General features: G+C 41.3%; 11 protein-coding genes and 2 tRNA genes. 7 read left to right on the forward strand and 6 right to left on the reverse strand.

The features are described 5' to 3' along the window. Positions 1-95 precede the first annotated feature (95 nt). Both hisH and hisB read right to left on the reverse strand, forming a co-directional pair. Positions 96-713, reverse strand: a complete 618-nt coding sequence (hisH, locus tag F885_RS08380; protein WP_004803814.1) for an imidazole glycerol phosphate synthase subunit HisH — start codon at positions 711-713, stop codon at positions 96-98. Beyond that, complete coding sequence (gene hisB / locus F885_RS08375; protein WP_004803817.1) at positions 713-1,306, reverse strand: imidazoleglycerol-phosphate dehydratase HisB; 594 nt, start codon at positions 1,304-1,306, stop codon at positions 713-715. Before hisB ends, hisH begins: the two co-directional genes overlap by 1 nt. A 104-nt stretch (positions 1,307-1,410) precedes the next feature. Here hisB and F885_RS08370 point away from each other — a divergent pair, with 104 nt between their 5' ends. The 6 genes from F885_RS08370 (at position 1,411) to F885_RS08345 (ending at position 4,427) form a co-directional block, all read left to right on the forward strand. After that, entirely contained in the window at positions 1,411-1,788 is a 378-nt protein-coding gene (locus tag F885_RS08370) for a GNAT family N-acetyltransferase (protein ID WP_004657331.1), read from the forward strand. Between the two features lie 100 nt (positions 1,789-1,888). Next, positions 1,889-1,964, forward strand: a tRNA-Phe gene (locus tag F885_RS08365). Between the two features lie 140 nt (positions 1,965-2,104). Then, positions 2,105-2,180, forward strand: a tRNA-Phe gene (locus tag F885_RS08360). Between the two features lie 184 nt (positions 2,181-2,364). After that, on the forward strand, positions 2,365-2,817 hold the full coding sequence (locus F885_RS08355) for a hypothetical protein (RefSeq protein ID WP_005317565.1): 453 nt from the start codon (positions 2,365-2,367) through the stop codon (positions 2,815-2,817). A 114-nt stretch (positions 2,818-2,931) separates the two neighbouring features. After that, complete coding sequence (locus F885_RS08350; RefSeq protein WP_228253479.1) at positions 2,932-3,609, forward strand: hypothetical protein; 678 nt, start codon at positions 2,932-2,934, stop codon at positions 3,607-3,609. An 80-nt stretch (positions 3,610-3,689) separates the two neighbouring features. Then, positions 3,690-4,427 carry a class I SAM-dependent methyltransferase gene (locus F885_RS08345; RefSeq protein ID WP_005317574.1) on the forward strand — a complete coding sequence of 246 codons (738 nt, stop codon included), beginning with the start codon at positions 3,690-3,692 and terminating at the stop codon, positions 4,425-4,427. A gap of 31 nt (positions 4,428-4,458) precedes the next feature. On the opposite strand, the gene F885_RS08340 is transcribed toward F885_RS08345, so the two are convergent. The 4 genes from F885_RS08340 to ompR all read right to left on the reverse strand — a co-directional run bounded on the left by F885_RS08340 (position 4,459) and on the right by ompR (position 9,872). After that, positions 4,459-5,661, reverse strand: coding sequence for a hypothetical protein (locus F885_RS08340; protein ID WP_005317575.1), 1,203 nt, complete (start codon positions 5,659-5,661; stop codon positions 4,459-4,461). A 158-nt stretch (positions 5,662-5,819) separates the two neighbouring features. Then, positions 5,820-7,334: an acetyl-CoA hydrolase/transferase family protein gene (locus F885_RS08335; RefSeq protein WP_005317576.1), complete on the reverse strand. Its 1,515-nt coding sequence runs from the start codon at positions 7,332-7,334 to the stop codon at positions 5,820-5,822. Positions 7,335-7,635: 301 nt separating this feature from the next. Continuing rightward, positions 7,636-9,090, reverse strand: a complete 1,455-nt coding sequence (locus tag F885_RS08330; protein WP_005317579.1) for an ATP-binding protein — start codon at positions 9,088-9,090, stop codon at positions 7,636-7,638. A 17-nt stretch (positions 9,091-9,107) separates the two neighbouring features. Then, positions 9,108-9,872 (reverse strand): osmolarity response regulator transcription factor OmpR, encoded by a 765-nt coding sequence (gene ompR / locus F885_RS08325; RefSeq protein WP_004657337.1) that lies wholly within the window; start codon positions 9,870-9,872, stop codon positions 9,108-9,110. 339 nt (positions 9,873-10,211) lie between these two features. Here ompR and F885_RS08320 point away from each other — a divergent pair, with 339 nt between their 5' ends. Next, a complete protein-coding gene (locus F885_RS08320; protein ID WP_005317581.1) occupies positions 10,212-12,566 on the forward strand; it encodes a Tex family protein in 2,355 nt (784 codons plus the stop codon). Positions 12,567-12,774 lie beyond the last annotated feature (208 nt).

A 12,774-nucleotide genomic window follows, 5' to 3' on the forward strand; every position in this document is an offset into this window, starting at 1 on the left:
GAATAATAAAGAAAAAATTGCAAAATTAAAGCTTAAATTATTTTATGAGTTGCAGACCAAGTGATAACGAAAAACTTGATCTGCATTAGGTGGACTTAAATCTTCCATTCCACAAAGTTCTTTAACAGCTGTAGGCCAGCGGTATGACTTTTTTCAGGATGGAACTGCGTTGCAAACAAATTATCTTTGTGAATCGCCGTGCAGAAATTCACGCCATAATCACAGGTCGCTGCAATAATTGCTGAATCGGTTGGCTCCACATAATAGCTATGTACAAAGTAGAAACGTGCATCTTGCTCAATGTTATTCCACATCGGATGCTCTGGATCAAGTTGATGTACTTGATTCCAACCCATATGCGGTACTTTTAAATTTGGGATTTGAGGAAAGTGTTTTCCCACTCCCTCAAAAATACCCAGTGCTTCGACGCCACCATTTTCTTCCGAACTTTGTAGTAGCGCTTGCATACCGACACAAATTGCGAGCACAGGTTTGTTGAAAGCAGCCTGACGTACCACCTCATCAATTCCAGCTTCACGCATGCCTTGCATACAGTCACGCATGGCACCGACACCAGGGAAAACGATTTTATCCGCTTTGGCAATCAGTTTAGGGTCGTTGGTGACATCAACCGTCGCACCAACATGCTCTAGGGCTTTTGCCGCAGAGTGTAGATTGCCCATGCCATAATCAAGTAAAGCAATACGGGTCATTACAAACTACCTTTAGTCGAAGCGATGGTGTTTTCTGCGCGTGGATCAATTTCACAGGCCATACGCAATGCACGTGCCAAAGCTTTAAACACACTTTCAATCTGGTGGTGACTATTTTTGCCTTTCAGGTTATCAATATGCAATGTCATCAGCGCATGATTGACAAAACCTTGGAAAAATTCTGAAAATAAATCGACATCAAAGGTTCCGATGCGGGCACGTGTATATGGAATATCCATAAACAAACCCGGACGGCCAGATAGATCAACCACAACACGAGACAGTGCTTCATCTAATGGCGCATAAAAATGCCCATAACGACGTAAGCCTTTTTTATCACCTAAAGCTTGTGCAAACGCTTGCCCCAAGGTGATTCCACAGTCTTCGACGGTGTGATGGTCATCAATTTCTAGGTCGCCATCGCAATGAATGTCGATATCAAATAGACCATGACGCTTGATTTGATCAATCATATGGTCTAAAAATGGAACTCCAGTGTTGAGTGTGCCTTGACCAGTACCATCGAGATTGAGACGAACTCGAATTTTTGTTTCGTTGGTATTTCTTACCACTTCACTGATACGTTGCGTCATGGACACGTTCCTCAAAAAACGTCAAAAATGATTGAATTAAAAACCAATAGTTTCGCTGTGACGAAAAAGTGACAGCATCATAGTTTGCTCAGGAGGGTTAATCAATGCCTATTACCGTACATGCTTACAGTTCTCTGGATAATCTAGGAATTCGTACTCAGCTAGAGCGACTTTACGATACCAGCCCAGAGTTTGGCGATGGGCAAGATGCAATGGAACAACTTGAACAAAATCTCCAGCAATATACCACAGTTTACACTGCTGAATTTAACACCAAAATTATAGGTGCAATTTGGGCGACAGGACAAGGTGAAAGCCGTGTTTTGGAATATATTGTGGTACATCCAGCCAATCGCGGGCGTGGGGTTGCAGAACGCTTGGTTGAAGAGGTATGCCGTATGGAAGAAGAGCAAGGGGTTAAACAGTTTGAACCAGGTTGTGGGGCAATCCATCGCTGTTTATCACATCTTGGCAAAATCTAAGCTTTAGCGTACTGCTTTGGAGCAAAATTAAGCGCTTAAGAGAAAAATCCACAAATTTGCTTGACGGGCTTAGACAAACATTGTTTAATACGCCCACTTTGGCGTGATAGCTCAGTAGGTAGAGCAACGGATTGAAAATCCGTGTGTCCCCAGTTCGATCCTGGGTCTCGCCACCATAAATTTGTATTTTCAATCCCTGATCCCATCAGGGATTTTTTTTGCCTGAAAATTGATTGCCTGAAAAATGTGCATTCAAATCAAAAGCTCATGATAATTATTGACTATTCAGCTGAGATACGGCTTAATACACCCCATTGGCGTGATAGCTCAGTAGGTAGAGCAACGGATTGAAAATCCGTGTGTCCCCAGTTCGATCCTGGGTCTCGCCACCATATTCAAAAAGCCTCAAACGAAAGTTTGGGGCTTTTTTTATTGTTTGTTCAAATGATTTGATTCATCTCAGTACTTTAAGCTAAGATTTGTGCGTTTGCATTTAGATGTAAATCATTAAATATAAAGTCAAAAATAAGGCTTTTAAATACATTAAATTATTAATAGAACGATAAGGGTTTTACGATGTTGAATAACATGAAATTAGGGTTTGCCTCATTACTTTGTATTTTACTCAGTGCTTGTGGAGGAGGTGGTGATGGTAATATCAGTACGAATTCCTCTTATTCTAAAACGATTATTAAAAATGGTGTGACCTATACCTGTAAATCAGACTCCACTGCAAATGCATGTGAAAATAATAATAACTGTTCTGCGTGTGAATCATCGAATACCCCAACAACCGTAATTACGGCTCAATGTGCACTTAGTAGCAATAATATTGTAAAAGTGACGGCAGATGGTTGTATTGCGAAAGTCGGTACTAATATTTATACCAATGTTTGCCAAGGAACAACAACATTGAGAATGCTCACTGGGACGGGCTTTACTCAACAAAAAGTACTGAGTGAAGGTGGGGCGTTTACAACCAAGAATGGTAGTTTAGATATGAATGGGACTTTGTTCAGCTGTAATTAAATTCTTAAATCTAAGGAATTAATAAGATTAAAGGTGGCTTTGTCACCTTTATTTTTGGAAGAAGATATTGTGGAAAAGTGGCTTTATTTACTTTTTTTAATGCTTGGATTCGGGTTGGGGTATTTGATTTCTGATTACAAACAGGTGATGTCACCTTCTATCGCGCCAGAAATAACGAAAACAGCAAAACCTGACGTAACCTCAATAAATCATCCTCAAGATGTCGCGGTTTTGACGTCGCAAGGGCTTGCTGCAAATACTGAACATTTAAATACATTTTCTGAGCATCAACATCAGCAGATTGCAAAAATCATTGAAATGGCATCCGAGCAGCAGGTGGGTGATTATTTGAAAAAGGCTTTTCCGAGACAAGACTTTTCAATGATTCAGAATAAAAAGGTATTTGCTCAGCGTGCTTTAGAAGAGTTAAGCTCAAAAAATGATGAGCAAGCATTGTCTGGTAGGCTGGTACTTGCCTTAACGCCAGTAATGCCACAGCTTTCAGAAGATCTGCATCAAGTACATCAGTTCCAAGAGGTCTTTGCTCATTTCGATACGATGGGGCAATCACCCACGGATGAGCAAATCTTTATTCGTTGGCTCAATCGAGATACAGGGGAAGTGCTGTTATTTACACCGCGTCGAGTCACTCAAAATGTTACTCAAAATTGGGTCAGCACAACACCATCGAATGGATGGCAAGCGGGAACATATGATGTCAAAGTCTATCAGATGCGTGATCAGCTCACACCAATTGCACAGGCCAGCTACCGAATTGTACAAGTGCTATAAGATTGAACTTTTACTGAACAATTCTAAGTCAAAAAGTTTGTTATGTTGGGGGATGTCAAAAATTTTAAGAATAGACCAGTATGAAAGATTTATTTTCTGAGCAAAGTGAACTTTATCAACAGGCACGGCCAACTTATCCGCAAACGTTAGTAAACTGCTTAATAGAGCAGCTCAATGGCTTGGACTCTACGTGGGATTGTGGGGCAGGTTCGGGGCAACTGACTCAACTGATCGCTCCTTATTTTCAGCAAGTGGTTGCAACTGATCTCAGTCAAAATCAACTAGATCAGGCCCCAGCATTACCCAATGTGCGGTATTTACAACAAGCCGCAGAGCAGACCTCATTTGCAGATCAGTCTTTTGATTTAATTACTGTTGCCCAAGCGATTCACTGGTTTGATTTTGAAAAATTCTATGTAGAAGTGAAGCGAACTCTGAAAGCAGATGGTCTTTTTGCCGTAATTGGTTATGGCTTAATTCAGTTAGATGATACAGATTTAAATCAGCGAATTGATCAGCTCTATCATCAGACTTTAAAGGGCTTTTGGGATGCAGAGCGACGTTATATTGATGAACATTATCAAACGATTCCATTTCCCTTTGAGGAAATCGCGATGCCGCAGTTGCAGATCGAGTTAGGTTGGACAGGGCCGCAGTTGTGGGACTATCTCAATACTTGGTCTGCAGTAAAGCATTATCAAGATCAGTTGCATGTCAATCCTTTGGCGAGCTTACAAGACATTTTACAGATACAGCAGCCGATTGGGATTAGCTTTCCAATTTTGCTGAGAGTTGGGCGCTTAGCTGCATCAGAATAGGAAAATAAAAAAATCATGTCGGAATAAGCCGCTATAAAACGCCAGCGATAAAAAGACTTCCATTCAACAGATGCGACCCTAATTTAACTTGATTGAATAAGAAAGTTTGTTTGCTTGGCTCAATGGTTAAACCTGGGCAGGCTGTTGAGGTATTACCACAAAAGTATTGTTCTCCATCTTCCGTAATGAATTTTAAACTGAAATTACCCTGCATTTCTTCAATGAGCTCGAGTGTAAGTAGCTGATGTTGTTGTACAAAGCTGAGTTGGTAAATCTTTTGTTCATTTCTAGCTTCAGCCAGTAATTCAGAGTTGGTAGGAATGAGCTTTGCATCTTGATGATTTATGCTGAGGTGAGCGTAATTTTTAGGAATAACAAGATTGATATTTAATGATTTAGTTTGCCCGGACTTGGCTTGAAGCAAAATATTCTTGGCATGAATCACAATCTTTTTATCATCTTCGTGCCAAAGGTTTTGGGGTGCTGGGGACTTAAGTTGATAAAGCTGATCGTGAGTTGTGATTTGTACCAGTGGTTGAGAGGATGTGCTGTCTTGTTGAAAAGTGAAATCAATCCATTGATCTTGATGTTTTAAGCTGAATTGATAAGAAATCGGGTCATGAAGAGCAGAGTGCTGAGAAACGGCACTATTCATACGAATCAGCTGATAAGGTTGTTCATCGAAAATAAATTGTCCTTGTATGGGGAGTTGAGGGAAACGCTTGGATTTTAAAACAGGCCAGTGTGAAGGGAGCTTAAATTGTAATTGACCAGAGAGTTGTACGATTTGTTGTTCTGAATCCTCAAGCTGGTAACGAATAGGCGTATTGTGAAACTGAAGATTTAAGTTCTGCTGTGATGTTTGCTGATCAATTTGATAGCTTCCAATAGCTTTCTCTGACGTAGAGGTCGTATAAACAGACCAAGGAACGTGGTCTTGTTGAACGTCGAGCCGTTGAAAAATGGCAACATTTGAGTTTAGGTTGAGATCAATCCAACCAGTAATATTTTTATTCTTGAGTTCAAAAGAGATACTCGAGATAGGATCATTGCCTTTGGCAATCATATCAAACCAAAGTTGATCGGGAGCTAAGTCTACCCGTTCCTGTAATTGATTACCTGAAATGGTGATGAAATAAGGGCTTGTATGCGGGCTTTTGATTAAGGTTGTGAATATTACAAGGCTGATCAGAATGAGTGATATAACGAATAGCCATAGCGTAATTTTTTTCATTGTATTTGGTTTGATTTTTATTGGATGATCGATTTTCTATAATTTTAATTAAAATAACAAGATGGCTTGATATTCAGGCAATAAAAAAGGTCTTTGCGTGATGCAAAGACCTTTTTGACTTACCAGAGAAGGAAGGTCCATAAAAAATAATATGGGCGTTAAGCAGACTTCGCCACAGCTGCAGGTGCTAACATATTGCCTGTTTCTTCAAAATTGGCATGCCAAGATAAGGCTTCACGAAGAATGTGTGGGGTATGGCCGCCACGTTCGCATGCACGGTCAAAGTAATCGTTAAGTGCACCTTGATACAGTGGATGTACACAGTTGTCGATAATCACACGGGCACGTTCACGTGGTGCTAAGCCGCGAAGATCAGCAAGACCGACTTCGGTCACTAAAATATCAACATCATGTTCGTTATGATCGACATGGCTGACCATTGGCACGATTGATGAGATATCACCACCTTTGGCAATCGATTTAGTCACGAAGATCGCTAAGTGTGCATTACGGGCAAAATCACCTGAACCACCGATACCGTTCATCATCTTGGTACCGCAAACGTGGGTTGAGTTCACGTTACCGTAAATATCAAACTCAAGCGCCGTATTGATGCCAATAATCCCTAAACGACGCACGATCTCTGGATGGTTAGAAATCTCTTGAGGACGAAGTACTAATTTATCTTTGTAGTGTTCAAGATTACCGAAAACGCGCTCGCCACATTGTGCTGATAAGGTGATTGAGCTACCAGAAGCAAACTTCATTTTGCCCGCATCAATCAGTTCAAAAGTACAGTCTTGAAGAACTTCTGAGTACATGACTAAATCTTCGAAATTCGAATCTTTAAGTCCTGTTAAAACTGCATTGGCAATTGAACCAATCCCTGCCTGTAATGGACCTAAGTTTTTCGCTAAACGGCCTTCTGCGACTTCTTTTTCAAAGAATTTAATCAGGTGATTGGCGATGCCTTGAGTTTCAGCATCAGGTGGAGTCACAGTTGATGGTGAATCTGCTGTGTCATTGAATACGATACCCACGATTTTTGCTGGATCGATTGGAATCGCGGTTGAACCAATACGGTCATCCACTTGCGTTAAAGGCAATGGTGTACGGGTAGGGCGATAGGTCGGGATATAAATATCGTGTAGCCCTTCGAAATTTTCGCTGAGCGAGGTATTAATTTCGACAATTACTTTTTCTGCAAAAATCGCAAAACTTGCTGAGTTACCGACAGACGTGGTTGGCACGATATGACCATCTTCGGTAATGGCAACCGCTTCGATCACCGCAACATCAGGACGTTTTAGTTGCTGGTTACGCATTTGTTCAACGGTTTCAGACAAATGTTGGTCGATAAACATCACTTCGCCGTTATTAATAGCACGACGTAAAGTATTGTCGACTTGGAATGGCATACGACGAGCAAGGACCCCTGCTTCCGTCAATTGTTTGTCTAAGTCATTGCCGAGACTCGCGCCCGTAATTAATGTGATTTTTAACGGATTTTTTTTGGCTTGTTCAACCAATGCTTGTGGGACTGCTTTCGCTTCACCTGCACGGGTAAAACCGCTCATACCAACCGTCATATCATTTTTAATAAACTGAGCTGCCTGCTCTGCACTCATCACTTTGTCATGCAGTGCTGCAAGACGAATACGACTTAAAGACATCATCCATTCTCAATATTGCTTTTCATTGGATATGGAGTTTAGCGCTAAAACATGAAAAGTGAATTGAAATAAGGCTAAGGTCTAATACAGCTGCATACGCTTTATTCATCTGCTTTCCAGTTGCTTATTTTCTGTGTGATATTTGCTTGAATTCATACAGAAAAGGAACATTAGGGAAGGACAATTTTTGGGCTTGAATCAGTGTGAAACCGAACGAAAGCAATCATTCCAACATCAATTGGGCTGAAGACTTTAGTCGAAGAGTCCTGCATAGATGATAAGAGGATGCTGATTGATCACTTTAAAAATGCCCTGTTAGGGTTTGCTTTATTTTGTCGATAGCATTGTTTTGTGGTTCGTCACTGGGCGCTGGAGGAATGGGGAGGGAAATCACCACTTCCAAGCCACCTTGCTCACGGTTACGAATGTTAATCTGCCCTTGATGGATATCGACAATACGTTTCACAATTGCTAAGCCTAAACCACTGCCTTGAATCGTTCTTGCCGAATTACCACGAACAAAAGGTTGCATTAACTCTTCCACTTGATCAGGTGGAATGCCATCACCATGGTCGGCAACCGTAATCATAATATGATCATCGACATGGCTGGCAGATAGTTCAATCGGTTCTGCACCATAACGTTTGGCATTATTAATTAAATTGGCAATCAAGCGTTTTAAAGACAAGCTTCGTGCTGGAATGATGGGCAACTCTTGCGCTTCAAAACGAATGTCCAGCGGTTTGAATTGGACCACCAGTTCTTGCAACAGCGTATTCAGGTTGGTCTCTGTCAGTTCTTCATCAGAGCCATCCCGCATATAGGAAATAAACTGGTTTAGAATCGCGTCCATGTCATCTACATCGTAGATCAGACCTTCACGGAAGAACTCATCAGGGAGCATTTCTGCGGTCAAACGAATACGCGTCAATGGTGTGCGCAAATCATGGGAGATACCCGCCAACATAATCTGACGATCACGTTCGGTTTGTTCAAGCGTATACACCATATGGTTAAAAGCTTGGTTCACTTGACGGATTTCGAGTGGCCCATGATTGGTGTCGAGATAAGGCGCCTTGCCGGTTTTACTATAATTGTTGGCTGTATTTTGTAAGCGACGCAAAGGTCGGTTCATTTGCCGAACCAAAATTAAGATAATGATGGATGATACAATTGGAACACCAAACAACCAGCCGGCAATCAGTTCAACACTATAGTTGGTATAGGTTTTTAAAGGTTCTCTAACCCAGTTCCCGTTCATCTCTGGCGTTTGAATCCAGATGCGTGGAATCGGTTTAAATTTAAAATAAACCGTGACGTTTTCTACACCTAACTCTTTAGCCAGTTTGGACTCAATTTGATTGGTAAACAGTTCCGCTAAGAATTTATCTTCAACTCGAGGAAATTCGTTTGGGTCAGTTACATATTCGATGCCAATACGATTCTTTAACCAAGTATCGACATCAACTTCACTCTCGCGATGTAAAATTCGAATATCTGGATTATTGACCAATTCTAATTCAATCGCGAGGTAGCGGGCGTGTTGTTGTAACTCAGGAAGATAAAGTGTGCGCCAAAAGAACCACAAGGACATAAACAGACTGAAAAACACCATGAACAACACGAGAATGGTGGTGCGCATGGCTGCGGAACGCGGTTTAATTTTATCTAAAAAACGTTCCCATTTGGTTCGTGGTCTTTCAGAATAAGCCGCGAAATCCGTAAATTCTTGTGGATCAATTGGTTCAAGTTTCAACGTTTAATTTCCTAAGCTTATTCAGCACCATCTGGAACAAAAACGTAGCCCACGCCCCATACGGTTTGAATATAACGTGCACGAGCAGGGTTATCTTCAATTAAACGACGTAGACGAGAAACTTGGACGTCAATCGAGCGCTCCATTGCACCCCATTCACGACCACGTGCCAAGTTCATCAACTTATCGCGTGTCAGTGGCTCGCGAGGATGCTGAACCAGTGCTTTCAGTACCGCAAATTCACCAGTCGTTAAAGTAACGACTTGACCTTCACGAGTTAAAGTACGGGTTGATAAATCCAAAGACCAAGGACCAAAGCTCACCACTTCAACTTGTTGGCTTGGTGCACCAGGTACTTCACGCACTTGACGACGCAATACTGCACGGATACGTGCCAGTAATTCATTTGGGTTGAATGGTTTTGGTAAATAATCATCTGCGCCTGCTTCAAGACCTGCAATACGGTCAGAGTCACTACCACGTGCTGTCAGCATAATAATCGGTGTATCGATATTTGACTGGCGCAAGCGACGGCAAATGCTTAAACCATCTTCGACAGGGAGCATAAAGTCGAGCACGATAAGCGAGAACAATTCACGTTGCAGTAAACGGTCCATTTGAGTTGCATCATGGGCAGTTTTTACCACAAAGCCTTTGTCTTCTAAAAAGCGTTGTAACAGCGTACGCAAGCGCACATCGTCATCGACCACTAAGATGCGTTCGACCCGGTCTGTCTCATGGTGTACAGTTTCCGTCGATTCGGCAGGTACAACTAAACTCATGATGTGCTCCTTTATCGTTTATTGTCATCGTCTTTATGCAATGCGATTGTGAAATATCAATAGACCTTTGAGTATACGATTCATTGCACAGTTTTGGCTATGTTATAAAGCAACAAATATTGCCAATAAAATCAAGAGATAGATACCAAATATATACAGGCAAAATGATGACAATCAATCTATTTTTCAATATTTAGGCGAAAAAATCTTGGTATTTTAGAAACATTCAGCGATTTGCATAAACTACTTGCACAATATTCAAAAAAACAATGGTGGATTTTATAGCCATGAACTTTATAATCAGTGCTTTTAGACTTAACCCTTGTGGAATCAATCACGATGACTGACTTAGTTCAGCAGTTGGCAAATGAACTTGCCGTACGTCCAAACCAAGTAGAAGCTGCTATTCGTTTAATTGATGAAGGTGCTAGCGTTCCTTTTATTGCACGTTACCGTAAAGAAGTCACGCAAGGCTTAGACGATACGCAATTACGTCAACTCGATACACGTTTAACTTATTTACGTGATTTATTTGAGCGTCGTGAGAAGGTGATCCAATCTTTACAAGAACAAGATAAATTAAGCGATGATTTATTGGCGCGTGTAAATGCAGCTGAGACTAAAAATGCATTAGAAGAAATTTACGCACCGTATCGCCCGAAACGTACCAGTAAATCATTTAAAGCAAAAGAAGCAGGTCTTGGCGCTATTGCTGAAAAAATTATTGCAGACCAAGTTGATCCAACTGAAGCCTTGGCTGGTTTTAGTCATGAAGACTACCCAGATGCAGAAAGCCAACTTGATGCGATTCAGCATATCTTGATTGATGACTGGGCACAAAATATTGCATTAACCACTGAATTAAAAAAGACTTTTGCTAAAACTGCGGTATTGAAAAGCGCGGTGGCTTCTGAAGAGAAAAAAGAAGTTGGTAAAAAATTCCGTGATTATTTCGAATTCTCAGAAAACTTTAATAAAGTCCCTTCACATCGTTTATTGGCGATGCTACGTGGTCGTCAAGAAAATGTATTGGGTTTGAAAGTGGATGGTGAAGATGATGCACCATTGGCTCGTATTGAAACTGAATACAATCTTGAACAAATTCAACCACAAACGCGTCAAGATTATTTAAAGCAAACAGCTAAACTGTTTTGGTTAGGCAAGATTCGTCCACAAATCGAACATTCCTTATTAACCGATAAACGTTTGGCTGCTGAAGCTGAAGCAATGGATGTATTTGCTGAAAACTTACGTCATTTATTACTTTCAGCACCTGCTGGTGGTCGTACGACTTTGGGTGTTGACCCTGGTATTCGTACAGGTGTGAAGCTAGCAGTGGTAAGTAATGCAGGTGATGTTCTTGCGCATAGCACGATTTATCCATTTGCACCGAAAGAAGACAAAGAGGGTTCTATTGCAGAACTTGCTCGTTTATGTCGAGAGTTCCACGTGGAACTTATTGCGATTGGTAATGGTACCGCAAGCCGTGAAACTGAAGCTGTGGTTGCAGAAATGATGGCCGCTAATACTGATCTGCAACTGACACGTATCACTGTAAGTGAAGCGGGTGCTTCTGTTTACTCTGCAAGTGAATTGGCTTCACAAGAGTTACCTGAGTTGGATGTTTCAATTCGTGGTGCAGTTTCAATTGCACGTCGTTTACAAGATCCGTTGGCCGAGTTGGTAAAAATTGACCCTAAATCGATTGGTGTAGGTCAATATCAACATGATGTGAACCAAGCTGGTTTGGCAAAAACATTGGATGCTGTGGTTGAAGACTGTGTGAATGCTGTAGGTGTGGATGTGAATACCGCTTCTCCAGCGATTCTGGCCTATATTGCTGGCCTAAATAAAGCGATTGCGCAACAAATTGTTGAATACCGTAAAGAAAATGGTCGTTTTGATAACCGTCAAGCTTTGAAAAAAGTGCCGCGTTTGGGCGAACGTACCTTTGAACAATCTGCAGGTTTCTTACGTGTTCAAGATGGTTCTGAACCATTAGATGCGTCTGCAGTTCACCCTGAAAGCTATGGCTTGGTGGAAAAAATTGTTGCGGCAAAAGCAACCACGGTAAAAGACATTATTGGTAACACTGAAATCATTCGCCAAGTGAAGGCTGATGAGTTTGTAGATGACAAATTTGGTTTACCGACTATTCAGGATGTTTTGGCTGAATTGGAAAAACCGGGTCGTGATCCACGTCCAGAATTCCGTACTGCGAAATTCCGTGAAGACATTACCGAAGTTGCGCAATTGACTGAAGGCATGCAACTTGAAGGTGTAGTCACCAATGTGACCAACTTCGGTGCCTTTGTGGATGTGGGTGTACACCAAGATGGTCTCGTGCATATTTCTGAACTTGCCAATGAGTTTGTTTCTGATCCACATAAAGTGGTGAAACCAGGTCAAATTGTGCAAGTACGTGTGATGCAAGTGGACGTGGAACGTAATCGTGTTAACTTGAGTATGCGTGCTGAAGGTTCTGCACCGGCGAAAGCACCACGTCAGCAACGTCCGCAACAAGATCGTACTGAACGTTCAGATCGTAAACCACAAGGCCAACGTCCTCCGCGTAAAGAGGGTGACTTTAAGCGTCCACAAAATAACAAGCCAAAAACTGAAAAACCACAAGAGCAAAAAATTGGTGGTTTAGGTGCCTTGTTATTACAAGCCGGGATTAAAGGTTCTAAGTAATTAATTAAATGAATAAAAGCCTCTTCGGAGGCTTTTATTTTGAGCATATTATTGTGTTTTGTTCAGAGCGTGGAGATCTGTATGTCACTTAGCTCAATCATCGCATTCTTTGTAAATTAAGAAAGTATGTAGGAATTCAGATAAAATCAACAAAAAGCAATTTTGTTCTATACATCTATCTGAATCACGTTAATCTGACCAGATGCAA

The organism is Acinetobacter higginsii, assembly GCF_000369845.1.
In the GTDB taxonomy this organism is placed as follows: Bacteria; Pseudomonadota; Gammaproteobacteria; order Pseudomonadales; family Moraxellaceae; genus Acinetobacter; species Acinetobacter higginsii.

What these genes read in the sequence shown, in the direction of transcription:
- ompR (WP_004657337.1), bottom strand. Translation starts at nt 9,872, where the DNA reads ATGAGTTTAGTTGTACCTGCCGAATCGACGGAAACTGTACACCATGAG.
- F885_RS08340 (WP_005317575.1), bottom strand. Translation starts at nt 5,661, where the DNA reads ATGAAAAAAATTACGCTATGGCTATTCGTTATATCACTCATTCTGATC.
- F885_RS08335 (WP_005317576.1), bottom strand. Translation starts at nt 7,334, where the DNA reads ATGTCTTTAAGTCGTATTCGTCTTGCAGCACTGCATGACAAAGTGATG.
- hisB (WP_004803817.1), bottom strand. Translation starts at nt 1,306, where the DNA reads ATGACGCAACGTATCAGTGAAGTGGTAAGAAATACCAACGAAACAAAA.
- F885_RS08345 (WP_005317574.1), top strand. Translation starts at nt 3,690, where the DNA reads ATGAAAGATTTATTTTCTGAGCAAAGTGAACTTTATCAACAGGCACGG.
- F885_RS08355 (WP_005317565.1), top strand. Translation starts at nt 2,365, where the DNA reads ATGTTGAATAACATGAAATTAGGGTTTGCCTCATTACTTTGTATTTTA.
- F885_RS08370 (WP_004657331.1), top strand. Translation starts at nt 1,411, where the DNA reads ATGCCTATTACCGTACATGCTTACAGTTCTCTGGATAATCTAGGAATT.
- hisH (WP_004803814.1), bottom strand. Translation starts at nt 713, where the DNA reads ATGACCCGTATTGCTTTACTTGATTATGGCATGGGCAATCTACACTCT.
- F885_RS08320 (WP_005317581.1), top strand. Translation starts at nt 10,212, where the DNA reads ATGACTGACTTAGTTCAGCAGTTGGCAAATGAACTTGCCGTACGTCCA.